Origin of the sequence: Mycobacterium genavense ATCC 51234, assembly GCF_000526915.1 — a bacterium.
In the GTDB taxonomy this organism is placed as follows: Bacteria; Actinomycetota; Actinomycetes; order Mycobacteriales; family Mycobacteriaceae; genus Mycobacterium; species Mycobacterium genavense.
In genome coordinates, this window is sequence record NZ_JAGZ01000010.1 from 146,131 (window position 1) to 172,200 (window position 26,070).

Annotated in this window: 22 protein-coding genes and 1 pseudogene; 14 read left to right on the forward strand and 9 right to left on the reverse strand. The window is 66.9% G+C overall.

Annotated elements, in window-relative coordinates; genetic code table 11:
- Positions 1-39: 39 nt before the first annotated feature.
- The 8 genes and pseudogenes from T428_RS0119855 (at position 40) to T428_RS0119890 (ending at position 11,031) form a co-directional block, all read left to right on the forward strand.
- The gene (locus tag T428_RS0119855; RefSeq protein ID WP_025737863.1) at positions 40-771 is read left to right on the forward strand and encodes an NUDIX hydrolase; all 732 of its coding nucleotides are present in this window, start codon (positions 40-42) and stop codon (positions 769-771) included.
- The gene (locus T428_RS0119860; RefSeq protein WP_025737865.1) at positions 768-3,173 is read left to right on the forward strand and encodes a hypothetical protein; all 2,406 of its coding nucleotides are present in this window, start codon (positions 768-770) and stop codon (positions 3,171-3,173) included. Before T428_RS0119855 ends, T428_RS0119860 begins: the two co-directional genes overlap by 4 nt.
- Before the next feature lie 170 nt (positions 3,174-3,343).
- Complete coding sequence (locus T428_RS0119865; RefSeq protein ID WP_245605001.1) at positions 3,344-6,778, forward strand: murein biosynthesis integral membrane protein MurJ; 3,435 nt, start codon at positions 3,344-3,346, stop codon at positions 6,776-6,778.
- A gap of 61 nt (positions 6,779-6,839) precedes the next feature.
- Positions 6,840-7,490: pseudogene (gene sigM, locus T428_RS29665) on the forward strand (RNA polymerase sigma factor SigM).
- Positions 7,456-8,217 carry a hypothetical protein gene (locus T428_RS0119875; protein WP_025737867.1) on the forward strand — a complete coding sequence of 254 codons (762 nt, stop codon included), beginning with the start codon at positions 7,456-7,458 and terminating at the stop codon, positions 8,215-8,217. Before sigM ends, T428_RS0119875 begins: the two are co-directional and overlap by 35 nt.
- A 93-nt stretch (positions 8,218-8,310) precedes the next feature.
- Complete coding sequence (trxB, locus tag T428_RS0119880; protein ID WP_025737868.1) at positions 8,311-9,327, forward strand: thioredoxin-disulfide reductase; 1,017 nt, start codon at positions 8,311-8,313, stop codon at positions 9,325-9,327.
- A complete protein-coding gene (trxA, locus tag T428_RS0119885; protein WP_025737869.1) occupies positions 9,324-9,677 on the forward strand; it encodes a thioredoxin in 354 nt (117 codons plus the stop codon). The genes trxB and trxA overlap by 4 nt, the downstream gene beginning before the upstream one ends.
- Positions 9,678-9,810: 133 nt before the next feature.
- Positions 9,811-11,031, forward strand: a complete 1,221-nt coding sequence (locus tag T428_RS0119890) for an N-acetylmuramoyl-L-alanine amidase (RefSeq protein ID WP_025737870.1) — start codon at positions 9,811-9,813, stop codon at positions 11,029-11,031.
- Here the strand turns inward: T428_RS0119890 and T428_RS0119895 are convergent.
- The 9 genes from T428_RS0119895 to rpmH form a co-directional block, all read right to left on the reverse strand.
- Positions 11,028-11,792 (reverse strand): hypothetical protein, encoded by a 765-nt coding sequence (locus T428_RS0119895; RefSeq protein ID WP_025737871.1) that lies wholly within the window; start codon positions 11,790-11,792, stop codon positions 11,028-11,030. The two genes, T428_RS0119890 and T428_RS0119895, sit on opposite strands and share 4 nt — an antisense overlap.
- 272 nt (positions 11,793-12,064) lie before the next feature.
- A complete protein-coding gene (locus T428_RS0119900) occupies positions 12,065-13,048 on the reverse strand; it encodes a ParB/RepB/Spo0J family partition protein (protein WP_025737872.1) in 984 nt (327 codons plus the stop codon).
- Between the two features lie 23 nt (positions 13,049-13,071).
- The gene (locus tag T428_RS0119905; protein ID WP_084298807.1) at positions 13,072-13,989 is read right to left on the reverse strand and encodes a ParA family protein; all 918 of its coding nucleotides are present in this window, start codon (positions 13,987-13,989) and stop codon (positions 13,072-13,074) included.
- 98 nt (positions 13,990-14,087) lie between these two features.
- Entirely contained in the window at positions 14,088-14,828 is a 741-nt protein-coding gene (gene rsmG, locus T428_RS0119910) for a 16S rRNA (guanine(527)-N(7))-methyltransferase RsmG (protein WP_025737874.1), read from the reverse strand.
- Positions 14,829-14,891: 63 nt separating this feature from the next.
- Entirely contained in the window at positions 14,892-15,464 is a 573-nt protein-coding gene (locus T428_RS0119915; RefSeq protein ID WP_025737875.1) for a Jag family protein, read from the reverse strand.
- An 84-nt stretch (positions 15,465-15,548) separates the two neighbouring features.
- Positions 15,549-16,601 carry a membrane protein insertase YidC gene (gene yidC / locus T428_RS0119920; RefSeq protein WP_425412058.1) on the reverse strand — a complete coding sequence of 351 codons (1,053 nt, stop codon included), beginning with the start codon at positions 16,599-16,601 and terminating at the stop codon, positions 15,549-15,551.
- Between the two features lie 34 nt (positions 16,602-16,635).
- Positions 16,636-17,007: a membrane protein insertion efficiency factor YidD gene (yidD, locus tag T428_RS32275; RefSeq protein ID WP_084298804.1), complete on the reverse strand. Its 372-nt coding sequence runs from the start codon at positions 17,005-17,007 to the stop codon at positions 16,636-16,638.
- Positions 17,004-17,360 (reverse strand): ribonuclease P protein component, encoded by a 357-nt coding sequence (gene rnpA / locus T428_RS0119925; RefSeq protein WP_025737877.1) that lies wholly within the window; start codon positions 17,358-17,360, stop codon positions 17,004-17,006. Before rnpA ends, yidD begins: the two co-directional genes overlap by 4 nt.
- A 23-nt stretch (positions 17,361-17,383) precedes the next feature.
- Complete coding sequence (gene rpmH / locus T428_RS32280; RefSeq protein WP_084298805.1) at positions 17,384-17,527, reverse strand: 50S ribosomal protein L34; 144 nt, start codon at positions 17,525-17,527, stop codon at positions 17,384-17,386.
- A 589-nt stretch (positions 17,528-18,116) separates the two neighbouring features.
- Here rpmH and dnaA point away from each other — a divergent pair.
- From dnaA to gyrB, 6 genes are all read left to right on the forward strand, one after another.
- Complete coding sequence (dnaA, locus tag T428_RS0119930; RefSeq protein ID WP_025737878.1) at positions 18,117-19,640, forward strand: chromosomal replication initiator protein DnaA; 1,524 nt, start codon at positions 18,117-18,119, stop codon at positions 19,638-19,640.
- A 540-nt stretch (positions 19,641-20,180) separates the two neighbouring features.
- Positions 20,181-21,380, forward strand: a complete 1,200-nt coding sequence (gene dnaN, locus T428_RS0119935; protein WP_025737879.1) for a DNA polymerase III subunit beta — start codon at positions 20,181-20,183, stop codon at positions 21,378-21,380.
- A complete protein-coding gene (recF, locus tag T428_RS0119940; protein WP_025737880.1) occupies positions 21,381-22,544 on the forward strand; it encodes a DNA replication/repair protein RecF in 1,164 nt (387 codons plus the stop codon).
- Complete coding sequence (locus tag T428_RS0119945; RefSeq protein WP_025737881.1) at positions 22,541-23,113, forward strand: DUF721 family protein; 573 nt, start codon at positions 22,541-22,543, stop codon at positions 23,111-23,113. Before recF ends, T428_RS0119945 begins: the two co-directional genes overlap by 4 nt.
- Before the next feature lie 74 nt (positions 23,114-23,187).
- Positions 23,188-23,667 (forward strand): hypothetical protein, encoded by a 480-nt coding sequence (locus T428_RS0119950; protein ID WP_025737882.1) that lies wholly within the window; start codon positions 23,188-23,190, stop codon positions 23,665-23,667.
- 366 nt (positions 23,668-24,033) lie between these two features.
- Positions 24,034-26,067 carry a DNA topoisomerase (ATP-hydrolyzing) subunit B gene (gene gyrB / locus T428_RS0119955; RefSeq protein WP_025737883.1) on the forward strand — a complete coding sequence of 678 codons (2,034 nt, stop codon included), beginning with the start codon at positions 24,034-24,036 and terminating at the stop codon, positions 26,065-26,067.
- Positions 26,068-26,070 lie beyond the last annotated feature (3 nt).

Consider the following 26,070-nt stretch of genomic DNA (forward strand, 5'->3'; position numbering starts at 1 on the left):
TGTCCGGAAGAACAGCTGGTGCCAGCTACTATCGCTTGGGTGTCGGATGGCGAACAAGCCAAACCACGTCGACGTCGGGGGCGCCGTCGCGGTCGTGGTGGTGTGGGCGCGTCCGGAAACGACGCCGAAGCCAAGGTGACTGCCGAGTCGGCGGCGGGTAACCGGCGCCGGCCGCGCCCGCCCCGCCGGGTGCCGGAGCGATTGCGTACCGTGCACGAGACCTCGGCGGGCGGACTGGTCATCGACGGTATCGACGGCCCGCTCGACGCCCAGGTCGCGGCCCTGATCGGGCGCGTCGACCGGCGCGGACGCATGCTGTGGTCACTGCCCAAGGGCCACATCGAGCTCGGTGAGACCGCCGAGCAGACCGCCATCCGTGAGGTCGCCGAGGAGACCGGGATCCGCGGCAGTGTGCTGGCCGCGCTGGGGCGCATCGACTACTGGTTCGTCACCGACGGCCGACGGGTGCACAAGACGGTGCACCACTATCTAATGCGCTTCTCCGGTGGCGAGTTGTCCGACGAGGACCTCGAAGTCGCCGAGGTGGCGTGGGTGCCGATGCAGGAGTTGCCGTCACGGCTGGCCTACGCCGACGAACGCCGCCTCGCGGAGGTCGCCAACGAACTGATCGGCAAGCTGCAGGCCGACGGCCCCGCCGCGCTGCCGCCGCTGCCGCCCAGCACGCCTCGGCGCAACCCGCAGACCCATTCCCGAGCCCGACATTCCGACAAGCCCCGCGGTCGTCAGAACGGTCACGGGCCGAGGCCGTGACCGCCTCGCGACTCAGCTGGGCGGGCTTGTTGCGCCTTGCCGTGGTGATCGGGGTCGTGGCCGGTTTCGCGGCGGTGCTCACCGGTCCCGTCGGGACGCCCCGCGCGGCCGCCGACGAACCCGGATCGACGCCGTTCGTCCGGGTCCGCGTCGATCAGGTGACCCCGGACGTCGTCACCACGACGAGCCTGCCGATCGTCACGGTCAGCGGCGTGGTGACCAATATCGGTGACCGCCCGGTGCGCGACGTGATGGTGCGTCTCGAGCACGCCGACGCGGTCACCTCATCGGCCGGCCTGCGCACATCCCTGGACGGCGCCACCGACCAGTACCAGGCGGCCGCGGACTTCTTCACGGTGGCACCGAAGCTGCAGCGCGGCCAAGAGGTGGGCTTCACGCTGTCCGCGCCGCTGCGCTCGCTGGCCAAGTCGTCGCTCGGGATCAACCAGCCGGGGATCTATCCCCTGCTGGTCAACGCCAACGGCACGCCGGATTACGGCGCGCCGGCCCGGCTCGACAATGCGCGGTTTTTGCTGCCGGTGATCGGGGTCCCGCCCGACCGCGCCGATGCCCTGGAATCGGCGGTCGCGCCGGACACCTCGAAGCCGCTCTGGGTCACCATGCTGTGGCCGCTGGCCGACCGGCCCCGGTTGTCCCCCGGCCAACCCGGCGGCACCATTCCGGTTCGGCTGGTCGACGACGACCTGGCGACGTCGCTGGCCACCGGCGGCCGGCTGGACATCCTGCTGTCCGCGGCCGAGGTCGCGACCAGCCGCGACGTCGACGCCGACGGCGCCGTCGGCCGCGCGTTGTGCCTGGCCATCGACCCGGATCTGCTGGTCACCGTCAACGCGATGACGGCGGGCTACGTCGTGTCTGACTCCCCCGACGGGCCCGCGCAGGAACCGGGCACTCCGACGCATCCGGGCACCGGGCAGGCGGCGGCGACCGGCTGGCTGAACAGGCTCCGTGCCCTGGCGCATCGCACCTGCGTCGCGCCGCTGCCCTACGCGCAGGCGGACCTCGACGCCTTGCAGCGTGTCCACGACCCCGGGCTCAGCTCGATCGCCACCACCAGCGTCGGCGACATCGTCGACCACATCCTGGACGTGCAATCGACCCGCGGTGCCACGCTGCTGACCGACGGCCCGCTGACCGACGGCTCGGCCGATCTGCTCAGTGCCAACAACAGCACGGTCGCGGTCGCCGCCGGTGACCTGGTCGCGTCGGACTCGCAGAACTCGTCGGGGTCCGACGGCGTCGACACCGTCCCCCGGCGGCTGTCCCCGCAGGTGGTGGTCGCGCCGTTCGACCCGGCCGTGGGTGCCGCACTGGCCGGGGCGGGTAACAGCCCCGGCGTGCCGACGTATCTGGACCCGTCACTGACGGTTCGGCTGGCGCATGACTCGAATACCGCGCGCCGGCAAGACGCCCTGGGCTCGATGTTCTGGCATGCGCTGGATCGGGACGCCCCGCCGCGCACGCAGATTCTGGTGCCGCCGGCGACGTGGAATCTGGGCGCCGACGACGCGCAGGTCATCCTGACGGCGCTGGCCACCACGATCCGTTCCGGCCTGGGTGTGCCGCGGCCGCTGCCGGCGGTCATCGCCGAAGCCCAGACCGTCCCCGCGGCCCGCGCCGAGCCGCCGCGGCCGCCACAGGCCCCCGAGCGCGGCCGATTCGGCGACAACGTCGTCGCCGACATCAACGGCCAGGTCGGTCGGCTGTGGAAACTGACCTCGGCGTTGAGCACCGACGAGCGCACCGGGCTGACCGGCGTCCAGTACACCGCCCCGCTGCGTGAGGACATGCTGCGGTCGCTGAGCCAGTCGGAACCACCCGGCACCCGCAACGGGCTGGCCCAGCAGCGGCTCGCGGTGGTCGGAAACACCATCAACGACCTGTTCGGGGCGGTGACGATCGTCAACCCCGGCGGCTCCTACACACTGGCCACCGAGCACAGTCCGCTGCCCCTGGCGCTGCACAACGGCCTCGCCGTGCCCATCAAGGTGCGTCTGCAGGTCGACGCCCCGCCGGGGATGACGGTCACCGACGTCGGGCAGATCGAACTGCCCCCGGGCTACCTGCCGCTGCGGGTGCCGATCGAAGTGAACTTCACCCAGCGCGTCGCGATCGACGTGACGCTGCGAACCCCTGACGGCACGCGGCTCGGCGATCCGGTGCGCATGTCGGCGCACTCCAACGCCTACGGCAAGGTGTTGTTCGCAATCACGCTGACAGCGGCGGCCGTGCTGGTGCTGCTGGCCGGGCGACGCCTGTGGCACCGGTTCCGCGGCCAGCCCGACCGCGCCGACCTGGACCGCCCCGACCCGCCCCACCGCCATCGCGCCGCGCCCGCGCGTGAGGTCGGCGATCGCGTCGACGAAGAGCACCGGGTATGAAACCCGCCTACCGGCGGTCTCACCCACAGCAACCGCCGCGCCGGCAGCCACCGCCCCAACGACCGCCCGGCCGGATTCCGCCACCGACCGGACCGCTACCCCCGGTGACGGACCTGCCCACCCGCCGGGTCGAACTGTCCGACGCCGCGCTGGTGTCGCGATCGTGGGCGATGGCGCTGGCGACGTTGGTCAGCCGGTTCACCGGGTTCGCGCGGATCGTGTTGCTGGCGGCGATCCTGGGTGCGGCGCTGTCCAGCGCCTTCTCGGTGGCCAATCAGCTGCCGAACCTGGTCGCCGCGTTGGTGCTGGAGGCGACCTTCACCGCGATCTTCGTGCCGGTCCTGGCGCGCGCCGAGCAGAACGACCCCGACGGTGGCGCGGCGTTCGTCCGGCGCCTGGTCACGGTGACCACCACGCTGCTGTTGTTCGCCACCGCCGTCTCGGTGGTGGCCGCGCCGCTGTTGGTTCGGCTGATGCTAGGTCGCGATCCGCAGGTCAACGAGCCGCTGACCACCGCGTTCGCCTATCTGCTGTTGCCGCAGGTGCTCGCCTACGGCCTCACGTCAATGTTCATGGCAATCCTGAACAGCCGCAACGTCTTCGGGCCGACGGCGTGGGCCCCGGTGGTCAACAATGTCGTCGCCCTGGTGACCCTGGTGGTGTATTTGGTCGTCCCCGGTGAGCTCTCGGTCGATCCCGTCCGGATGGGCAACCCCAAGCTGCTGGTGCTCGCCGTCGGCACCACGGTCGGGGTGTATGCGCAGACGGCGGTGCTGCTCGTCGCGCTGCGCCGCGAGCGCGTCAGCCTGCGCCCGTTGTGGGGAATCGACGAGCGGCTCAAACGGTTCGGGGCGATGGCCGCCGCGATGGTGCTCTACGTGCTGATCAGCCAGCTGGGCCTGGTGGTGGGTAACCAAATCGCCAGCACCGCAGCGGCTTCCGGGCCGGCGATCTACAACTACACCTGGCTGGTGCTGATGCTGCCGTTCGGCATGATCGGCGTGACGGTGCTGACCGTGGTGATGCCGCGCCTGAGCCGCAACGCCGCGGCCAACGACACCAAGGCCGTGCTCGCCGATCTGTCGCTGGCCACCCGGCTGACGTTGATCACGCTGATCCCGATCGTGGCGGTCATGACCGTCGGCGGCCCCGCGATCGGTAGCGCGTTGTTCGCCTACGGCAACTTCGGGGGGGTCGACGCCGGATACCTGGGCGCCGCGATCGCCCTGTCGGCGTTCACGTTGATCCCCTATGGGCTGGTGCTTTTGCAGCTGCGCGTGTTCTACGCGCGCGAGCAGCCGTGGACGCCGATCGTGATCATCCTCGTCATCACCGCGGTCAAGATCGCCGGCTCGGTGCTCGCTCCGCACGTCACCACCGACCCCCAACTGGTGGCCGGGTACCTGGGCCTGGCCAACGGGCTGGGCTTCCTGGCCGGCGCGCTCGTCGGGTACTACCTGCTGCGGCGCACCCTGCTGCCGACCGGTGGGCAGCTGATCGGGCGCGCCGAGGTACGGACGGTCCTGGTGACGGTCGTCGCGTCGATGCTGGCCGGCCTGATCGCCCACGTCGCCGACCGGCTGTTGGGGCTGGGCGCGCTGACCGCCCACGGCGGTGCTGCCGGATCGTTGCTGCGGCTGCTGGTGCTCGGCTGCATCATGCTGCCGATCATGGTGACGGTCATGGTTCGCGCGCGCGTCCCGGAGGCGGTGACCGCGATGGCCGTTGTCCGGCGCCGCATCCGCGGTCGCCGCCCCGCAGCGGTCGCCCAAAGGGGATCGTCTCAGCCGGGCCGGGTCACGTACCCTGAGCACAGGAATTCGTCCCCGCCGGGGGTCAAGGCGATCCAGGAGCCGATCCGGCGCAGCCCTCCGGATCGAGCAGGCGACGCCCGGCTAGCGAAAGGACCGGAGGTGACCGACCGCCCCGTGGAGAGCGCTGCATCGGGCCCTGCATCCGGTTTAGGTTCGGGTGGCGAGCGACTTTCCCAGCCGGCAAGGCCGGCTGCCGACGATTTCCAGCCCGACATCGCCACCTCACGCAAGGCCGAGCCCTCCGGTCCACCCCCGTCGGAGCCGCGCAACGGCGATTACGTCCGCGAGCGGGCCGCCGAATCGTCGAGCGACGATATCCACCTGGTCCCCGGCGCCCGCATCGCCGGGGGCCGGTATCGACTACTGGTCTTCCACGGCGGTGCGCCGCCCCTGCAGTTCTGGCAGGCACTCGACACCGCCCTGGACCGGCAGGTGTCGCTCACCTTCGTCGACCCGGACGGCGCCCTGCCCGACGACGTCCTCCAGGAGATCTTGTCGCGCACGTTGCGGCTGAGCCGGATCGACAAGCCCGGCATCGCCCGCGTGCTCGACGTCGTCCACTCCAGCCACGGTGGCCTGGTCGTCGCGGAGTGGATCCGCGGCGGCTCGCTCCAGGAAGTCGCGGACACCGCGCCCTCGCCCATCGGCGCCGTGCGGGCGATGCAGTCGCTGGCCGCTGCCGCCGACACCGCTCACCGCGCCGGCGTCGCGCTGTCGATCGATCACCCCAGCCGGATTCGGGTCAGCATCGACGGCGACGTCGTGCTTGCGTACCCCGCGACCATGCCCGACGCCAACCCCGAGGACGACATCCGCGGGATCGGCGCGTCGCTGTACGCCCTGCTGGTCAACCGGTGGCCGCTGCCGGAGTTCGAGGTGCGCAGCGGGCTCGCGCCGGCCGAGCGGGACGCATCGGGCCTGCCCGTCGAACCCAACACCATCGATCGCGACATCCCGTTCCAGATCTCGGCTGTCGCCGTGCGCTCGGTCCAGGAAGACGGCGGAATACGCAGCGCCTCAACGCTTTTGAACCTGCTGCAACAGGCCACCGCAGTGGCCGACCGGACCGAGGTGCTGGGCCCCATCGATGATTCACCACCACCCGAGGCGCCGCGCCCGACCGGGCGCGAGTACGCGACGATGATGCGTCGGCGCCGCAACGTGCTCATCGGTGGTGCCGCCGCGCTGGCGATCATCGTGGTCGCGTTGTTGGTGCTCGCCTCGATCGTGAGCAAGATCTTCGGCAAGGTCGGTGGTGGCCTCAACAAGGACGAGCTGGGACTCAACGGGCCGAGTTCGTCGAGCGCGTCGTCGGCGGCGGCGACTCCCGCGCCGGCGGGCAGCATCGTCAAACCCACTCGGGCCACCGTCTTCGCGCCCGACGGGGAACCCGACAATACGGGCACCGCCGGACTGGCCATCGACGGCGACCCCACCACCGCCTGGGCGACCGAGATCTACACCGATGCCGTGCCGTTCCCGAACTTCAAGCAGGGTGAAGGGTTGATCCTGCAGCTGCCGAAACCCACGGTGATCGGTCAGGTCAGCATCGATACGCCGAGCACCGGCACCAAGGTCGAGATTCGGGCCGCGTCCACGGCTTCGCCGTCGAAGCTGGAGGACACTACCGTGCTGGCCCCGGCGTTCGCGCTCAAACCCGGCCATAACGTCATCCCGGTCAAGGCCGGCGCCCCGACGTCGAATTTGCTGGTGTGGATCTCCACCTTGGGAACCACCAACGGCAAGAGCCAGGCCGGCTTCTCGGAAATCACCGTCCAAGCGGCGTCCTGACACTAACAACCACGCGTTCGAGTGAAGTGCCGCGCGGTAGCCGATTGGTTACTGTCCCGCCGTGGGCTTCGGGGGGTACATCCAGCAGGACCGCAGCGACGCCGAGTTGTTAGCCGCCCATGTCGCCGGTGACCGCGACGCGTTCGGGGAGTTGTTCGGTCCCATCGGCGGCAGCTGCACCGGCTGGCCCGGCTGACCACGCGCACGCCCGAGGACGCCGAAGACGCGCTGCAGGACGCCATGTTGTCGGCACACCGCGGCGCGGGCTCGTTTCGGTACGACGCCGCGGTCGGCAGCTGGTTGCACCGGATCGTGGTCAACGCGTGCCTGGGACCGGCTGCGGCGCACCAAATCTCAGCAGACTGCGCCGCTGGAGGACATCTACCCGGTGCCCGATCGCACCACCGCGGTCGAAACGGCTCTGGTGGTGCAGCGCGTGCTGATGCGGCTTCCCGTCGAGCAGTGCGCCACGATCGTGGCGGTCGACATGCAGGGCTACTCGATCGCCGACACCGCCGCGCTGCTGGGCATCGCCGAGGGCACGGTCAAGAGCCGCTGCGCCCGCGGCCGGGTGCGGCTCGCCCAGCTGCTCGGCTACCTGGCCCCCGCCATCCCGTCGGCGTGCGTTACCCGCCCGGGCGGCACCGCCGGGCCGGGCATGACGGACACTGGGACCGATGGGCGAAGCGCAGAACGGAGCGGCGGATCATGATCCGGATCCCCGGGCGGAGCCGCCGCCGACGGTCGAGGCGCTCGCCGACCTGCAGGCCGGTCGGCTCGACGACGAAGCCGCCGCCGCGTTGCGCAGGCCAGTTCGCGAAGACCCGGACGCCGAACCGACCCTGCGGGCTTTGAACCGGGTGCGCCGCGACGTCGCGGCCGTCGACGCAAATCCCGAATCGGCGCCCGAACCACCGGAGCTGGTGACCCGCCGTATCTCCGAGGCGCTGCGGTCGGCCGGCGACTCCCGCGGCGCGGCCACCCACGCGGCGCGCCCACGCATCCGCGCAGCCCGGGTCGCCGCCGGGGCGGTCGGGGTTTGCGCGGTGCTCGCCGCGATCGGCTTCGGCACGGCCGCACTGCTCGACGAGCCCGAACCGGCGCCCAGCGCGCCGACCACCGCCCTGCACATCACGGTGTCGGCGCCGCCGATGGCGATCCCGCTGTCGGCGGCCGAGATCGTTGCCCTGCTCGGCCGAGCCCCCGAGTACGGTCCGCTGGCCGACCCGGGCCGGCGCGCATCCTGCCTCGGCGGACTGGGCTATACCGCGTCCACGCAGGTGCTCGGCGCGCGGCCGGTCGAGATCAACGCCCGCCCCGGTGTGCTGCTGGTGCTACCGGGCGACAATCCGACCGACCTCGCGGTCTTTGCGGTGGCGTTGAACTGCAGCGCCGCCGATACGGGGCTATTGGCCAGCACGCAGGTCGCCCGCCCTTAAGGTGGTGCCAAGTGTTGCGCGACATGGCCGGGAACACCCACGCTTACGCTGGCGTTCGACACGATTGAACAAATCTGTTTCTGGAAGGTTCGTATGACCGACTCCGCTCATCACACAGTCCACGACGTCATCATCATCGGATCCGGTCCGGCCGGGTACACGGCAGCCCTGTACGCCGCGCGCGCGCAGCTGGCGCCGGTGGTCTTCGAAGGCACCTCGTTCGGTGGTGCGCTGATGACCACGACCGAGGTGGAGAACTACCCCGGCTTCCGCGACGGCATCACCGGCCCGGAGCTGATGGACCAGATGCGCGAGCAGGCGCTGCGCTTCGGGGCGGACCTGAGGATGGAAGACGTCGAATCCGTTTCGCTGGAGGGACCGGTCAAGTCGGTCGTCACGGCCGACGGGGAAACCTTCCGGGCCCGGGCCGTCATCTTGGCCATGGGCGCCGCGGCGCGTTATCTGCAGGTGCCCGGCGAGCAGGAGTTGCTGGGCCGTGGGGTCAGCGCGTGCGCCACCTGTGACGGATTCTTCTTCCGCGACCAGGACATCGCGGTGATCGGTGGCGGTGACTCGGCGATGGAAGAGGCCACCTTCTTGACCCGGTTCGCCCGCAGCGTCACCCTGGTGCACCGGCGCGACGAATTCCGGGCCTCCAAGATCATGCTCGAGCGGGCGCGCAGCAACGACAAGATCAAATTCATGACCAACCAGACCGTGCTCGCGGTGGACGGCGAGACAACGGTGACGGGATTGCGGTTGCGCGACAACGTAACTGGCGAAGAAACCACCCTCCCCGTCACCGGAGTGTTCGTCGCGATCGGTCACGAACCGCGGTCGGCCCTGGTGCGCGACGTCATCGACGTCGACGCCGATGGTTACGTACTTGTCAAGGGGCGCACCACAAATACCACGCTGGAGGGCGTCTTCGCGGCCGGCGATCTGGTGGACCGCACTTACCGCCAAGCGGTCACTGCCGCGGGCAGTGGCTGTTCGGCGGCCATCGACGCCGAGCGGTGGCTGGCCGAGCACGAAGGGTCGGATGCCGACGACAAGAAGACGGCCGCCGGGAATGCGGACAATACCGATTTGATTGGAGCACCACGATGAGCGACACCGAAAAGGCTGGGGCCACAAAGGAAGTCTCCGACGCTTCCTTCTCGACGGATGTGTTGTCCAGCGATAAGCCTGTGCTGGTTGACTTTTGGGCGACGTGGTGCGGACCGTGCAAAATGGTCGCCCCCGTCCTGGAAGAGATCGCGGCCGAGCGGTCCGAACAGCTGACCGTCGCCAAACTCGACGTCGACGCAAACCCCGAGACGGCGCGCGACTTCCAGGTGGTATCGATCCCGACGATGATCCTGTTCAAGGGCGGCCAGCCGGTGAAGCGGATTGTCGGTGCGAAAGGCAAGGCGGCGCTGCTGCGCGAGCTTTCCGACGCGGTCCCCAACCTCGGCTGAGCGCATCCGCGCTTCGCGGCGATGCCTCGCCGTTTAGCCTGCGCTTTTCCCGAAACTGAGAAGGATCTGCGACAATACCGGTTAGCTGTAGTGCGTTTGTTTGCCTGTCAGTTTGTCCCGGAGGGCCCTTGATATGTCGAGTCCGCGCCGCGAAAACGGCGACGCGCTGCGCTGTGGTGACCGCAGCGCAGCTGTGACCGAAATCAGGGCCTCGCTGGCTGCGCTAGGGCTATTGGACAACGCCGACGAAGATTTGAGCACGGGCCGGCATGTGGCTCTCGAGGTCTTCGACGAGGAGCTCGAGCAGGCCGTCCGCGCCTTCCAGCAGCATCGTGGCCTGCTCGTCGACGGTACTGTCGGCGAGGCCACCTACCGGGCCCTGAAGGAGGCTTCCTACCGGCTCGGCGCGCGCACCTTGTACCACCAATTCGGCGCTCCCCTCTACGGTGACGACGTCGCGACATTGCAGGCGCGGCTCCAGGACCTCGGCTTCTACACCGGCCTGGTCGACGGACATTTCGGCTTGCAGACCCACAACGCATTGATGTCCTACCAGCGCGAATACGGGATGTCCGCCGACGGCATCTGCGGGCCGGAAACCTTGCGCTCCTTGTACTTTCTGAGTTCTCGGGTCAGCGGTGGTTCGCCGCACGCTATCCGCGAAGAGGAACTGGTGCGCCGCTCGGGCCCCCGACTCTCCGGCAAGCGAATCATCATCGATCCGGGCCGCGGGGGCGACGACCACGGCCTGATCGCACACGGCCCGGCCGGTCCGGTCAGTGAAGCAGATATCTTGTGGGACTTGGCCAGTCGGCTGGAAGGTCGGATGACCGCCATCGGCATGGAGACTTTTTTGTCCCGGCCGACCAACCGCAGCCCGTCGGACGCCGAACGCGCAGCTACAGCCAACAATGTCGGGGCGGACCTGATGATCAGCCTGCGCTGCGAGGCCCAGGTCAGTCCCTCGGCCAACGGGGTGGCCTCGTTCCACTTCGGCAACTCACATGGATCGGTGTCGACCATCGGCCGCAATCTCGCCGACTTCATTCAACGAGAAGTGGTGGCCCGCACCGGATTACGGAATTGTCGGACACATGGCCGCACCTGGGACCTGCTGCGGTTGACCCGGATGCCCACCGTCCAGGTCGACGTCGGCTACATCACCAACCCCGGTGACCGGGACATGCTGTTGTCCACGCAAACGCGCGACGCGATCGCCGAAGGCATCCTCGCCGCGGTCAAGCGCCTCTATCTGCTCGGCAAGAACGACCGGCCCACCGGCACGTTCACTTTCGCCGAGCTACTGGCGCACGAGTTGTCGGTGGAACGGACCACCCGTCTCGGCGGTACCTAACCGATCTCCTTGCTCTGCAACGTATTTGCCGCTTTCAACACATTGCTGGACCCGGCGCCGACCGGCTGCTGCAGCTGAGCATTCGCCAGCAGGCGCTCCAGCGCCGCCTCGACTTCGGCCTTCCACCCCAGACCCTTGTCCAGCTCGAGGCGTAGCCGTGGGAAGTACGAATGTGGTGCTACCACAACGAAACCCATGTCTTTCAAGAACTCCGCATCGATGATGCAGCGGTCTACCGAGCAGTCGCCGAGAGCCTCCAGCACCGGCCGGACGTCGGGGTCGGCGAGCGCAGGATCCAACAGCTCCGAAGCCGCCGGGGTACGACCGAAGGCTTCCAGCGCGCGGACCCCACGTCGCATCAATTCGTCGATGACCCGGACCAGCAGATCGTGCGGCAAGTCGTCGGGGGCATGCCCGTGCTCGATACCCATCGATGTCAGCAGCACCGCGTCCGCAGACACCGGCGCGGTCGGAAACCGGTGCGCCCGCGGCACCGCACCCGGCGGGGCATACAGCACGTAGCCCAGGCATGGGGGGTCGGTGCGGCTGTGCTCATCGGGGACGGCGGTCGCGACCTGACCGCACGAACCCCACTCCAGCATCACCATCGAAAGCCACGCCTCTTTTTCGAATTCGGGGTCGGCGAGCTGGTCCTGGGCGCCGAGCGTCGCGGGATCAACCTCCCAGAAGAAACAGCGGCGCGCGTGCTTGGGAAGCTGCTCGAAAGCTTCGAGCCGCAGGGGCGTGATTCGAGCAGACACTAGCCTCCTGGCTCCCGTGCGTATCGCCCATTGCCGCGAGCCCGGCTGTGCGCGGGCTGACGTGCACCAACAACCTCTCCAGAATAGGAGAATGTGTCGTTGTCGGGCCAGTGTTGACCCCGCCACTCCGGCGCGGCCACCGAACCGCCTCGACACCCGCCGCCGAACGCCGAAAAGGCTTGGTGGACAACGCATCTCCGCACTCGCGCCGGTCCAATGCGGGCCCGGAGACCGCGCGGTGTCACAGTGACGTAATTACACGGTATGACGGGTCATGCCTTGGGCGGGGTCATGGTGTCGACAATCCGCTGCAGATCCTCGACCGAGGCGAATTCGACGACGATCCTGCCCTTGCGCTTGCCGAGGCTGACCGTCACCCGGGTATCGAAGGCGTTCGACAGCCGGTCGGCGACGCCTTGCAGTCCCGGCATGTGAATCGGCTTGCGGCGCGGTGCCGCCGGTGCGGCCGTATCGCCACGGTTGGCCAATGTCACGGCTTCCTCGGTGGCACGCACGGACAGCCCCTCCGCGACGATCCTGCTCGCCAACTCCTCCTGCGCCTCGGGGCCGGCCTCCAACGACAGCAACGCGCGGGCGTGGCCGGCAGAGAGCACGCCGGCGGCCACCCTGCGCTGCACGGCGATCGGCAGTTTGAGCAACCGGATCATGTTGGTGATCAGCGGTCGCGACCGCCCGATTCGCGAGGCCAGTTCGTCGTGGGTGACCCCGAACTCGTCGAGCAGTTGCTGGTATGCCGCGGCTTCTTCCAAGGGGTTCAGCTGTGCCCGGTGGATGTTCTCCAGCAGGGCGTCGCGCAGCAAATTGTCGTCGGTCGTTTCCCGCACGATGGCCGGCAGAGTGGCCAGCTGCGCCTCCTGGGCGGCTCGCCAGCGGCGCTCCCCCATCACGATCTGGTAGCGCGCTCCGCCGGGTTTCGGCGTGATCGCTCGCACCACGATGGGCTGTAGCAGACCGAACTCGCGAATCGAGTGCACTAGTTCGGCCAGCGCCTCGTCGTCGAACACCTGTCGGGGCTGCTTGGGATTGGGCTCGATATCGGCCGGCGAGATCTCGCGATACACCGCGCCCATTTCGTTGGCGATCGGCGCCGGCCCGCCGATCAGCACGTCGGCGGCGGCGTCTCCCATCCGCGGGCCCAGGGTCGCGGGTCCCCCATCGCCCTCGGCGGGCCCGGTGGGAATCAGCGCACCGAGGCCCCGGCCGAGTCCGCCCTTCTTTTTGCCAGCGTTCGTCATTGTCGTCCCTTCACGCATGGTGACTAACCACGCTGTGCGAGTTCGCGGCTCGCGTCGAGATAGCTCATGGCCCCGCGCGATCCGGGGTCGTAGTCGATGATCGTCATGCTGTACCCGGGCGCTTCGGACACCTTGACGCTGCGCGGGATGACGGTGCGCAACACCTTCTCCCCGAAGTAGTGGCGCACCTCTTCGGCGACCTGATCGGCGAGCTTGGTCCGGCCGTCGTACATCGTCAGGATCACCGTCGTCACGTCGAGTTGCGGGTTGAGGTGCGCCTTCACCATCTCGATGTTCCGCATCAGTTGTGACACGCCTTCGAGTGCGTAGTACTCGCACTGGATAGGGATCATCACCTCGGGTGCGGCGACGAGGGCGTTGATCGTCAGCAGGCCCAACGAGGGCGGGCAGTCCACGAAGACGTAGTCGAAGTCGAAGTGGTCCAGCTCCGTCAAAGCGTTACGCAATCGATTCTCGCGCGCGACCATGCTGACCAATTCGATCTCGGCACCGGCCAGATCGATGGTCGACGGAACACAGAACAGCCGCTCGCTGTGCGGACTGCGGCGCAGTGAGGACTCGATCGTCTCCTCGCCCAGAAGCACTTCGTACGACGAGGGCGTACCCGGCTGCCGATCGATGATGCCCAGCGCCGTGCTCGCGTTGCCCTGCGGGTCGAGATCGATGACGAGCGTCTTGAGCCCCTGCAGCGCGAGCGCGGCGGCGAGGTTGACCGCGGTCGTCGTCTTGCCGACCCCGCCCTTTTGGTTCGCGACGGTGAAGACTCGACGCCGAGCCGGCCGGCGCAGCGGCGGGTAGGTGGTGTGCAGGATCCGCATCGCGCGTTCGGCCGCGGCGCCGATCGGGGTGTCGAATTCGTTCGATGTTTCACGTGAAACATCCGCCGTGGTCGCGCTCGGCGGTTCGTCCGCGACGGGCATTGCCTCTTCGGGCGCCACCGGCGGCGCGGCGGGTGTCCCCGTCGACCGTAGCTGCTCCACGCTTGGACCCGAGCCTCCGGACCGATCCGAGGCAGGGCTCATCGCTTTCTCCTGTCCGCCCTTGGTGCCAACCCGCGTCGCGATCGCGTTCCGCGCTGCGCTACCACCACGGTTGCGGGCGGACGCAAATAGCTCGCGCCACATGTCACCACCCTGACATCAACTGCGCCCAACGCCGCCATCCCACGCCGGTGTTCCTCGACTTCGTCGGGGGCACGTTCCCCCTTGATCGCGATCATTCGTCCGCCCGACCGTAGCAGCGGCATGCTCCACTTCGTCAGCTTGTCCAACGCCGCGACCGCTCGCGACACCGCGATATCCCGGTCGCCGAAACGCGTCCGGATTCCCGGCTCTTCGGCACGGCCGCGCACCACCTCGACGGTCAACCCTAGTTCGGCGACGACCTCTTTGAGAAACTCACTGCGGCGCAACAGCGGCTCGAGGAGCGCGACTTCGAGATCGGGCCGTGCGATGGCCAACGGTATCCCGGGCAGGCCTGCCCCGCTCCCGATGTCCACCACTCGCTCCCCGCGGTCGAGAAGCTCGGCGATCGCCGCACTATTCAATAGATGGCGTTCCCAGACGCGGCCCACTTCGCGGGGGCCCAGCAGGCCACGCTCCACACCCGTCGTCGCCAGGATCTCCGTGTACCGCGTCGCGGTCTCCAGCCGGTGGCCGAAGATTTCGTTCGCCGCCCCGGGTGACGGACCCGGCCCGACGGCCATCACATTCGGCGCCAGCGCCCGATCACATCCGTCGACATGTTTCACGTGAAACATTCCTCCGGTCCTCGGACCTACATCGGCGTGCGGGGCGCCACGAACTACACCGGTGTAACCCGCCTAGTCGTGCAGGACGACGACGCGGCGGCTCGGCTCGACGCCTTCGCTTTCGCTGTGGACGCCGGCCACCGCCGCGACCGCGTCGTGCACGATCTTGCGCTCGAACGCGGTCATCGGCTTGAGCTCTTCGCGCTCGCCGGTTTCCAGCACCCGCCGCGCCACCTTGTCGCCCAGCGCGGCCAACTCCTCGCGGCGCCGGCGCCGCCAACTCGCAATGTCCAGCATTAGCCGGCTGCGCACGCCGGTCTTCTGGTGCACCGCCAGCCGGGTCAGCTCCTGGAGCGCATCGAGCACTTCCCCGCCGCAGCCGACCAACTTGTTCAAGTCATCGCCGCCGTCGATGCTCACGACCGCCCGGTTGCCCTCCACGTCCAGATCGATGTCGCCGTCGAAGTCGAGCAGATCCAACAGCTCTTCCAGATAGTCGCCGGCGATCTCGCCTTCGGCGACCAACCGCTCCTCCAGATCGTCGGCGTCATCGGCGCCGGCCTCCGCGGCCGTCGCTTCCTCGGCCTCATCCTCGACCGCGACTTGGGTGTCCGACTCGCGTTCGGTGGTCTCAGCGTCCGTCATTTTCTCTCCCTCATCCATGGGTCCGTCCCTGTCTCATTCGGGTCACTCTCCGGAGACGGCCCGGTAAAGCCGTGGCGCCGATCGTCAGCGCTTTCGTCTCCGCGGTCGAGCCCCGGGCCGGGGCGTCCGATTGGCCGGGCCGTTAGTCCCGCCGGCGGTGCCCGGTTTGTCCGGTCCCGGCTCCGGTGACTTTCCGGCGGATTCCTCCTCGCCGGCATCCGTCCTCGGCGGGGCGGCGTCCCCACCCGTCGAGGACGCTTTGCCGTTGGCCGGCGCGGCCTTGCGTTTCGGTTTGGCCCCCGGCAACGGCGCGTTCGCTGCTCGGCGTTGCAGCACCTCTTGCTTTTTGGCCTCGTCCTCTTTCTCGATCATGTTGAACACATAGTGCTGCTGACCGAAGGTCCAGATGTTGTTCGAGAACCAGTACAGGATGATCGCCAGCGGCAGGAACGGGCCGCCGACGACGACGCCGAGCGGGAACACGTACAGCGTCAGCTTGTTCATCATCGCGGTCTGCGGGTTGGCTGCCGCCTCCGGACTTTGCCGGGCAATCGAGGCGCGGCTGTTGAAGTAGGTCGCGATGCCCGCCAGGATCATCACCGGCACGCCGACCAAGATCACCGCCGGGCGGCTGAAATCGGTGAAGGCCTCCAAGCCGCCCCGCTGTGTCATCGACGCCCCGATCGGGGCGCCGAACAGGTTCGCGTCCAGGAAGTGCTGCACCTCGGTCGGGCTGAACATGTAGTTGCCCGTCAACCGGTTTCGGATGACCGACATCTGCGGCTGTCCGAAGCCACCCGTCGTGCGGTTGAAGGAGCGCAGCACGTGATAGAGCCCGAGGAAAACCGGGATCTGCGCGAGCATCGGCAGGCAGCCGAGGATCGGGTTGAACCCGTGCTCGCGCTGCAACTTCTGCATCTCGAGCGCCATGCGCTGACGATCTTTGCCGTACTTCTTCTGCAGCGCCTTGATCTGTGGCTGCAGCTCCTGCATCTGGCGGGTGGTCCGGATCTGGCGCACGAACGGCTTGTACAGCAGCGCCCGCAGGGTGAACACCAAGAACATCACCGACAGTGCCCAGGCGAAAAAGTTCGAGGGTCCCAGCAGCGCGGCGAACAGCTTGTACCAAACCCACATGATCCACGACACCGGGTAGTAGACGAAGTCGAGGCTAAACAGATCGAACGACAACAGATTCACTCTCCCCTCGCGCCGCCGGGTCGTCCCCGACGGCGCTGGTGTCTTCAAAGTCCACCCGGGAACCCCGGTGTTCGCAACCACCTTCCGGTATCGGGTCCCATCCTCCCCGATGCCATGGTCCACACTTGGCGAGCCTCACCGCCGCCAGCCAGCTCCCCCGAATCAACCCGTATTCGGTGAGGGCGTCGACCGCGTACTGACTGCAGGTCGGCATGAAGCGACACGTCGCCGGCCGAAGCGGCGACACCATGTGCCGGTACAGCTGAATCAGAAAAACGAGTCCGCGCACCACGGTCCTGTTTGCGCCACTGACTCTCGCGCACGTCGGCGCGGTCACGGTCAACCGTCCGATCCCGCGCGTTCGAAGACGCGGCGCAGGCCTTTGCGCAACTCCTGCTCCAACCGCGTCGACGACGCCTGCCGACTGCTCGGCAGCGCCCGAATCACCACCCGGTCTTGCTGATGAAGATCGCCCAGCATGCCGCGCACCGCATGGCGCAGCCGGCGCGACACCCGATGCCGGTCTACGGCCGAACCGACCGATTTGGCGACAATCAGCCCCACCCGCGGACCGGTCTCGTCATCGTCTCCCCGTCGCACGTGGACGACGAGATCGGGCTGCGCGATGCGCATCCCGTCCTTTACTGTCGCGTCGAATTCCCGTGACCGCCTCATGCGGTTGCGCGCGGGAAGCACCGCCAACAAGCCTGTCGGTCAGATCAGGCAGATAGCACGCGGCGACCCTTGCGGCGCCGGCCAGACACGATGGCACGCCCGGCGCGGGTGCGCATCCGCAACCGGAAGCCGTGCACACGGGCTCGGCGCCGGTTGTTCGGCTGGAAGGTCCGCTTGCCCTTGGCCACGGCGTTCTCCTCGTTCTGTTTCGCTAAAAGCTTGTCCCAGTCATCCGGCCGTTCATGTCTGGTTCGGCTAGAGGTGGTTCTTGCTGCTGGCCAGCGCGGTCCCCGGGTGAAAAACTCCTGGGTCGCAGCCGTATCGCCGACGTTCGGGCGACTGTATGAGAGTACTGACGAGCGTTCGCCGGGTCAAACTTGCCCCGCCCCGACTGACCACCGCCGCCTCAGACAAATCCCTGCCGGCGCGGCAGTTCGACACGACGTGATCGACGCGTCATGGCACGCCCCGTCGGACTCTAAATAACGCGACTAGAATGCAGCAGAACTGTTGACACCCGCACGGAAAACTGTTAGCTTCGGGCAATGCCGTTTCAGACTGGAGCGGCGCCCGACAATGAACGAAGCATGATGGCGGATCTTCTCGCTGTGCAGGCGACCTAGCTCGGGTGGTCTCCGGCCCGCGGATCGCGAACCGTCGCCGGTACGCTACGCCCCGCATACGCCTATCCTGTTCACACTTGTGTATAACTATGTGGACAGTTGCTTTGTCGCCAAGCGTAGTTGCACTTCGACGTCGGACCAGGGAGATGCGTCGTTGACCGATGACTCCGGTTCTGGCTTTACGACAGTATGGAATGCGGTCGTCTCTGAGCTCAACGGCGACTCCGACTTGGACGGTGCAGCGGGAAATCGCACGGCCCTAGTCACCCCGCTCACCCCTCAACAGCGCGCGTGGCTGAATCTTGTTCAACCGCTGACCATCGTCGAGGGGTTCGCCCTGTTGTCGGTGCCGAGCAGCTTCGTCCAAAACGAGATCGAACGGCATCTGCGCACACCGATCACCGACGCGCTGAGCCGTCGGCTCGGACAGCAGGTCCAACTCGGCGTGCGCATCGCACCGCCGGCCGACGACGGCGACGACGCCCAGTTTGCGCAAGCGGACACCTTCGCCGACGACATCAACCTAGAAACGTCAAGTGACGCCGAGGAGGCCGACAACAACGGCGAAGCGATCGGCGTCGAGCAGAGTTGGCCCAACTATTTCACCGAACGTCCGCACGGTAGCGACCCGGCCACGGCCGCCGGCGGAACCAGCCTCAACCGGCGCTACACCTTCGAGACTTTCGTCATCGGCGCGTCCAATCGATTCGCGCATGCCGCGGCCCTGGCCATCGCCGAGGCGCCCGCGCGTGCCTACAACCCATTGTTCATCTGGGGTGAGTCCGGGTTGGGCAAGACCCACTTGCTGCATGCCGCAGGCAATTACGCGCAGCGGCTGTTCCCCGGCATGCGGGTGAAGTACGTCTCCACCGAGGAATTCACCAACGACTTCATCAACTCGCTGCGCGACGACCGCAAGGTCGCGTTCAAGCGCAGCTACCGCGACGTCGACGTGCTGCTGGTCGATGACATTCAGTTCATCGAGGGCAAGGAAGGTATTCAGGAAGAGTTCTTCCACACCTTCAACACGCTCCACAACGCCAACAAGCAGATCGTCATCTCGTCCGACCGGCCGCCCAAGCAACTGGCCACCCTCGAAGACCGGCTGCGCACCCGGTTCGAGTGGGGCCTGATCACCGACGTCCAGCCGCCCGAACTGGAAACCCGCATCGCGATTCTGCGCAAGAAGGCACAGATGGAACGGCTCGCGGTACCCGACGACGTACTCGAGCTGATCGCCAGCAGCATCGAGCGCAACATTCGCGAGCTCGAGGGAGCCCTGATCCGCGTCACCGCGTTCGCCTCACTGAACAAGACGCCGATCGACAAGTCGCTGGCCGAGATCGTGCTGCGCGACCTGATTGCCGATGCCAGCACCATGCAGATCAGCGCGGCGACCATCATGGCCGCCACCGCCGAATACTTCGACACCACCGTCGAGGAGTTGCGGGGCCCGGGCAAGACCCGCGCGCTGGCTCAGTCGCGCCAGATCGCGATGTATCTGTGCCGCGAGCTCACCGATCTGTCCCTGCCCAAGATCGGGCAGGCCTTCGGCCGCGACCACACCACGGTCATGTATGCGCAGCGAAAGATCTTGTCCGAGATGGCCGAGCGGCGTGAGGTCTTCGATCACGTCAAAGAGCTCACCACTCGCATCCGGCAGCGCTCCAAGTGCTGATTTCTGCCGTTTCGGCCCACCGCGCGCCGAATTTTTTTTCCAAAAACTTCCCGCACTTCTGCAACTCCAGTCACAGCCACCCGTGTGCGCAGTGTTGTGTACAAACGTGCCAAATAACGGTGCAGGAAACGACCGTGCAGTGTACGCCGCCCTGCCATCCCCAGTGGCTCAACATCGGCTACACAGTTACCAACGCTGTCATCCACAAGCCGATCGCCGCTCTAGCTGAGCCTAGCCGGAGCTGTCCCCAGATTGCACAGGCCTTAATACTGGTACTGAGATTTATCCATCAGTTGTTCTTTAAAGAACAGGCTTGGGGACACGTCGCTACACAGCACTTGCCAACCTCGCTCCCACTCGGCTTGTCGGCCTTCGCGATTAGCTTTCAAGATAGACGCAGAAGCTCTACGGTTGTGATTCGACTCCGTTGTGGACGTCCTGGCGGGTACCTCGCCACCGGTGTCCATGGCGGGGCCCCCAAGCTGGCGGGGCCCGAAGCTGGCTGCCGGATTTTTGAACTTTGGTAGGTGAAGGGACGCTATGAACGTGGCGACGACAACTGCTGGCCTCACCGATCTGAAGTTTTGCCTGGTCCGAGAATCGTTCGCCGACGCGGTGTCCTGGGTGGCGAAGAACCTCCCGAGCCGCCCTGCGGTCCCGGTGCTGTCCGGCGTGCTGTTGACCGGCTCCGATCAGGGCCTGACGATCTCCGGATTCGACTACGAAGTTTCCGCCGAGGCGCAGATCGCGGCTGAAATCGCTTCTCCGGGAAGCGTTTTGGTGTCAGGACGGCTGTTATCAGATATCACCCGGGCATTGCCGGACAAGCCGATCGACTTTTACGTCGACGGCAACCGGGTCGCATTGACTTGCGGCAGTGCCAAGTTTTCGTTGCCGACGATGGCGGTCGAGGATTACCCCACGCTGCCGACGCTGCCCGAAGAGACCGGGACGCTGCCATCGGATTTGTTCGCCGAGGCGATCGGCCAGGTCGCGATTGCGGCGGGTCGGGATGACACATTGCCGATGTTGACCGGCATCAGGGTCGAGATCTCGGGTGAGACGGTTGTTTTGGCCGCCACCGACAGGTTCCGGCTGGCAGTTCGCGAGCTCGCCTGGTCGGCGTTGTCGCCCGACATCGAGGCGGCGGTATTGGTACCGGCCAAGACGTTGGCCGAAGCCGCCAAGACCGGCACGGATGGTTCCGAGGTCCGGTTGTCGTTGGGCGCTGGCAGCGGAGTCGGAAAAGACGGGCTGCTCGGGATCAGCGGCAACGGCAAGCGCAGCACGACGCGACTGTTGGACGCGGAGTTCCCGAAGTTTCGTCAGTTGTTACCGGCCGAGCACACGGCCGTCGCGACCATCAACGTGGCCGAGTTGACCGAGGCCATCAAGCTGGTTGCGTTGGTGGCCGACCGGGGCGCGCAGGTGCGCATGGAATTCACCGACGGTCTGTTGCGGCTGTCGGCCGGCGCCGACGATGTCGGCCGTGCCGAAGAAGAACTCGCCGTCGACTTCTCCGGCGAACCGCTGACAATCGCGTTCAACCCGACCTATCTCACCGACGGTCTCGCCTCGGTGAAGGCCGACCGAGTGTCGTTCGGCTTCACCACCCCGGGCAAGCCGGCGTTGCTGCGCCCCGCCTTCGACGACGACAGCCACCCGACGGGAAGCGGTCCGTTTTCCGCGTTGCCTACGGATTACGTTTACTTGTTGATGCCAGTTCGGTTGCCCGGATAGGTGTACATCCGGCATTTGGGGCTGCGTGATTTTCGGTCCTGGGCACAAGTTGACGTCGAGCTCGAGCCGGGCCGAACGGTGTTCGTCGGCCCCAATGGTTTCGGGAAGACTAATTTGGTTGAGGCACTGTGGTATTCGACCACATTGGGGTCACACCGGGTGGGAACCGACGCGCCGCTGATCCGGGCGGGCACCGATCGAGCGGTGGTTTCGACGATCGTGGTCAACGAAGGCCGGGAATGCGCGATCGATGTGGAGATTGCGGCGAGACGGGCGAACAAGGCCCGGTTGAATCGCTCGCCGGTGCGCAGCACCCGTGAAGTGGTCGGGGTGTTCCGCGCGGTGCTCTTTGCTCCGGAGGACTTAGCGCTGGTGCGCGGCGATCCGGCGGATCGGCGGCGTTACCTCGACGACCTGGCGACCGTGCGCCGGCCCACGGTGGCCGCGCTGCGCGCCGACTACGACAAGGTACTGCGGCAACGGACCGCGCTGTTGAAATCGTTGGCCGGGGTACGGCACTGCGGCGACCAAGGCGCGATGGACACCCTCGACGTGTGGGACAGCCGGTTGGCCGAGCACGGTGCCGAATTGATGGCTGCCCGTATCGATTTGGTGAACCAGCTGGCACCGGAGGTAGAGAAGGCCTACCAGTTGTTAGCGCCGGGGTCACGGCCGGCGTCGATTAACTACAAGACGAGCGTCGACGGGTTGGATGCCCAGGGGACAGACGCCGCGGGCACCGACGGCGACTTCTTGGAAGCCGCGTTGTTGGCCGCGTTGGCGGCGCGGCGCAGGGCCGAATTGGAACGCGGCGTGTGTCTGGTCGGCCCGCACCGCGACGATCTGGAGCTGCGTCTGGGGGATCAACCAGCGAAAGGCTTTGCCAGCCACGGTGAATCGTGGTCTTTCGCGATCGCGCTGCGGCTGGCCGCATACGAGTTGCTTCGCGCGGACGGCACCGAGCCGGTGTTGTTGCTCGACGACGTGTTCGCCGAACTGGACGCGGCGCGCCGCCGCGCCCTGGCGGCGGTGGCCGAATCGGCCGAACAAGTCTTGATAACCGCGGCGGTACTGGAAGATGTCCCGGCCGGCTGGGACGCTAGGCGGGTGCACATCGACTTGCAAGACGATGACACCGGCCGGGTTTCGGTGATGCGACTATGACCGGCCGCGGCGACGACCACGACGAACAAGGCCCACCGCCCTTCGAACCGCCGAGTGGACTCAGCGGCATCGACTTGGTGCGACGCACCCTCGAAGAGGCCCGGGCGGCGGCGCGGGCGCAGGGCAAGGATGCCGGGCGCGGCCGCAGCAGCAATCCGGTTCCGCGCCGCGTCACTGGGCAGCGGCGCAGCTGGTCGGGTCCGGGCCCCGACGCTCGCGATCCACAACTGATGGGCAGGGTGGCCCGTGATCTCGCGAAAAAGCGCGGGTGGTCGGGCCGTGTCGCCGAGGGCACGGTGCTCGGGCACTGGGCGTCGGTGGTGGGGCATCAGATCGCCGATCACGCGACGCCGACCGCGCTGAACGAGGGGGTGCTCAGCGTGGCCGCCGAATCCACCGCCTGGGCAACCCAATTGCGGATGATCCAGGCGCAGTTGCTGGCCAAGATTGCCGCGGCGGTGGGCAACGGTGTGGTGACGTCGTTGAAAATCACCGGTCCTGCCGCCCCGTCCTGGCGCAAGGGGCCCCGACACATCTCCGGTCGAGGGCCGCGCGACACCTATGGCTGAAGGCGGGGGTAAAGTCAACGCGCCCAGCCGTCAAACGCGCCAGCCGCGTCCAGCATCCCAGCGCAGCGGCCGGCGTGGTCGCCAAATTCGGCGTCGCCGCGACGCTAACGACGGGCGCCGCGGTGGGCAGCGCGATGGCGTACATCGCCTACCACACCCCCACCTCAACGCTCGACGGCGTTTGGCGCGCAACGTCATTCAGCGTCGACGGGCGCCGAGCGATGCTGAACCAGGACAACCCGCAACCGTGGATCAATGTGGCGATCACCGATCGCGACAAGGCACCATTGCACCTGGTCAGGTTTGTCAGCCAGGTGCCGGCGGGTTACACCACCGCATGGTTGTTGAAGGTCGACGGGGATCGGCTCGAGTTACGGAAGCCCGAGTCGGATTCAGAGCAGGTTGTGCTACGCGCAGGCCAGCCAGACAAAGACTATTTGGTGCTCTGGGGCAAGTTCCACGGCAGGCAGACCCGAGGCACATTCGAGCGCCGGTTCATGGAACGCAGCAAGTCGGGTTTCCGGCTCATCAGCCCGCCAATACCGTTGGATTAGGTGAGCTAGTCGACGGCGCGGGTAGACCAAGCCACTCTGTTAGCGCGCCGCGCCCGGGCGGTCGGCCCCGTCTCGCATCGCGCGACACCCACAGATGACAGAATCGAGTGGTTGCCCGTCGCCGGTGCCCGGCCGCCCGTAAGCCGTAAACGTTTGCCCGCTCAGATCCGCGAGAACGAAACGGACCCCCGCGACGCACGTCCGGACGCGGCGTCAATAGAGAAATTCAGCGCACGGCGCGTCCAGATAGGTAGAAACGCGCCCAGAAAATCGGTCCCGGCCCCCGATCACGGTAGAGTGGGTAAATGCGACTGCTGCGGTGATGAGGAACCGCCCGCATGAAACCCCGAGGAGAGCATTCCGACCGTGGCTGCCCAGAAGAAGAAGGCGCAAGACGAATACGGCGCGTCAGCGATCACCGTGCTCGAAGGCCTGGAGGCCGTCCGTAAGCGACCCGGCATGTACATCGGCTCCACCGGCGAACGAGGTTTGCACCACCTGATCTGGGAGGTGGTGGACAACTCCGTCGACGAGGCGATGGCCGGCTACGCCAACCAGGTCGACGTGCGCATCCTCGACGACGGCAGCGTCGAAGTCGCCGACAACGGCCGTGGCATTCCGGTGGCCATGCACGCCACCGGCGCACCGACTGTGGACGTGGTGATGACCCAACTGCATGCCGGCGGCAAGTTCGGCGGCGAAAACAGTGGTTACAACGTCAGTGGTGGTTTGCACGGCGTCGGTGTGTCGGTGGTCAATGCGCTGTCGACGCGCCTCGAGGTGGACATCTTCCGCGACGGGCACGAGTGGTCGCAGTACTACGAGCGCGCCGTGCCCGGCACCCTCAAGCAGGGTGAGGCCACAAAGAAGACCGGAACCACGGTGCGGTTCTGGGCCGACCCCGATATCTTCGAAACCACCGACTACGACTTCGAGACGGTGGCTCGTCGACTGCAGGAAATGGCGTTCCTCAACAAGGGATTGACCATCACCCTCACCGACGAGCGAGTGTCCCGCGAAGAGGTGGTCGACGACGTCGTCAGCGACACCGCCGAAGCTCCCAAGACCGCCGAGGAAAAGGCGGCCGAATCCACCGCCCCGCACAAGGTCAAGCAGCGCACGTTTCACTATCCCGGCGGTCTGGTCGATTTCGTCAAGCACATCAACCGCACCAAGAACCCAATTCAGCAGAGCATCATCGACTTCGAAGGCAAGGGCACCGGCCACGAGGTCGAGATCGCGATGCAGTGGAACGGCGGCTACTCGGAGTCGGTGCACACCTTCGCCAACACGATCAACACCCACGAGGGCGGAACCCACGAAGAGGGTTTCCGCAGCGCGCTGACGTCGGTGGTGAACAAGTACGCCAAGGACAAGAAGCTGCTCAAGGAGAAAGACGCCAACCTCACCGGCGACGACATCCGCGAAGGCCTGGCCGCGGTGATTTCGGTCAAGGTCAGCGAACCGCAGTTCGAGGGCCAGACCAAGACCAAGCTGGGTAACACCGAAGTCAAGTCGTTCGTGCAGAAGGTCTGCAACGAGCAGCTCACCCACTGGTTCGAGGCCAACCCGTCCGAGGCGAAAACCATTGTGAACAAGGCGGTATCGTCGGCGCAGGCGCGCATCGCCGCGCGCAAGGCGCGGGAGTTGGTGCGCCGCAAGAGCGCCACCGACCTCGGCGGTCTGCCGGGCAAGCTTGCCGATTGCCGCTCCACCGACCCGCGTAAATCCGAACTGTATGTGGTGGAGGGTGATTCGGCCGGCGGCTCGGCCAAGAGCGGTCGCGACTCGATGTTCCAGGCGATCCTGCCGCTGCGCGGCAAGATCATCAACGTGGAAAAGGCGCGCATCGACCGCGTACTGAAAAACACCGAGGTCCAAGCGATCATCACTGCGCTGGGCACCGGCATCCACGACGAATTCGACATCGCCAAGCTGCGCTACCACAAGATCGTGCTGATGGCCGACGCCGACGTCGACGGCCAACACATCTCGACGCTGTTGTTGACGCTGCTGTTCCGGTTCATGCGGCCGCTGATCGAACACGGCCACGTATTCCTGGCGCAGCCGCCGCTGTACAAGCTGAAATGGCAGCGCAGCGACCCCGAATTCGCCTACTCCGACCGCGAGCGCGACGGCCTGCTCGAAGCGGGGACCAAAGCCGGCAAGAAGATCAATAAGGACGACGGCATCCAGCGCTACAAGGGTCTCGGCGAAATGGACGCCAAAGAGCTATGGGAAACCACCATGGACCCGACCGTGCGGGTGCTGCGCCAAGTCACCCTCGACGACGCCGCCGCAGCCGACGAACTGTTCTCCATCCTGATGGGCGAGGACGTCGACGCACGCCGCAGCTTCATCACCCGCAACGCCAAAGACGTTCGCTTCCTGGACATCTGAGCA

Coding starts and splice junctions, on each gene's coding strand:
- T428_RS0119865 (WP_245605001.1), top strand. CDS start 3,344: ATGGCGCTGGCGACGTTGGTCAGCCGGTTCACCGGGTTCGCGCGGATC.
- T428_RS0119875 (WP_025737867.1), top strand. CDS start 7,456: ATGGGCGAAGCGCAGAACGGAGCGGCGGATCATGATCCGGATCCCCGG.
- trxB (WP_025737868.1), top strand. CDS start 8,311: ATGACCGACTCCGCTCATCACACAGTCCACGACGTCATCATCATCGGA.
- trxA (WP_025737869.1), top strand. CDS start 9,324: ATGAGCGACACCGAAAAGGCTGGGGCCACAAAGGAAGTCTCCGACGCT.
- T428_RS0119890 (WP_025737870.1), top strand. CDS start 9,811: ATGTCGAGTCCGCGCCGCGAAAACGGCGACGCGCTGCGCTGTGGTGAC.
- T428_RS0119900 (WP_025737872.1), bottom strand. CDS start 13,048: ATGACGAACGCTGGCAAAAAGAAGGGCGGACTCGGCCGGGGCCTCGGT.
- T428_RS0119905 (WP_084298807.1), bottom strand. CDS start 13,989: ATGCCCGTCGCGGACGAACCGCCGAGCGCGACCACGGCGGATGTTTCA.
- rsmG (WP_025737874.1), bottom strand. CDS start 14,828: ATGTTTCACGTGAAACATGTCGACGGATGTGATCGGGCGCTGGCGCCG.
- T428_RS0119915 (WP_025737875.1), bottom strand. CDS start 15,464: ATGACGGACGCTGAGACCACCGAACGCGAGTCGGACACCCAAGTCGCG.
- yidC (WP_425412058.1), bottom strand. CDS start 16,601: ATGTGGGTTTGGTACAAGCTGTTCGCCGCGCTGCTGGGACCCTCGAAC.
- dnaN (WP_025737879.1), top strand. CDS start 20,181: ATGAACGTGGCGACGACAACTGCTGGCCTCACCGATCTGAAGTTTTGC.
- T428_RS0119945 (WP_025737881.1), top strand. CDS start 22,541: ATGACCGGCCGCGGCGACGACCACGACGAACAAGGCCCACCGCCCTTC.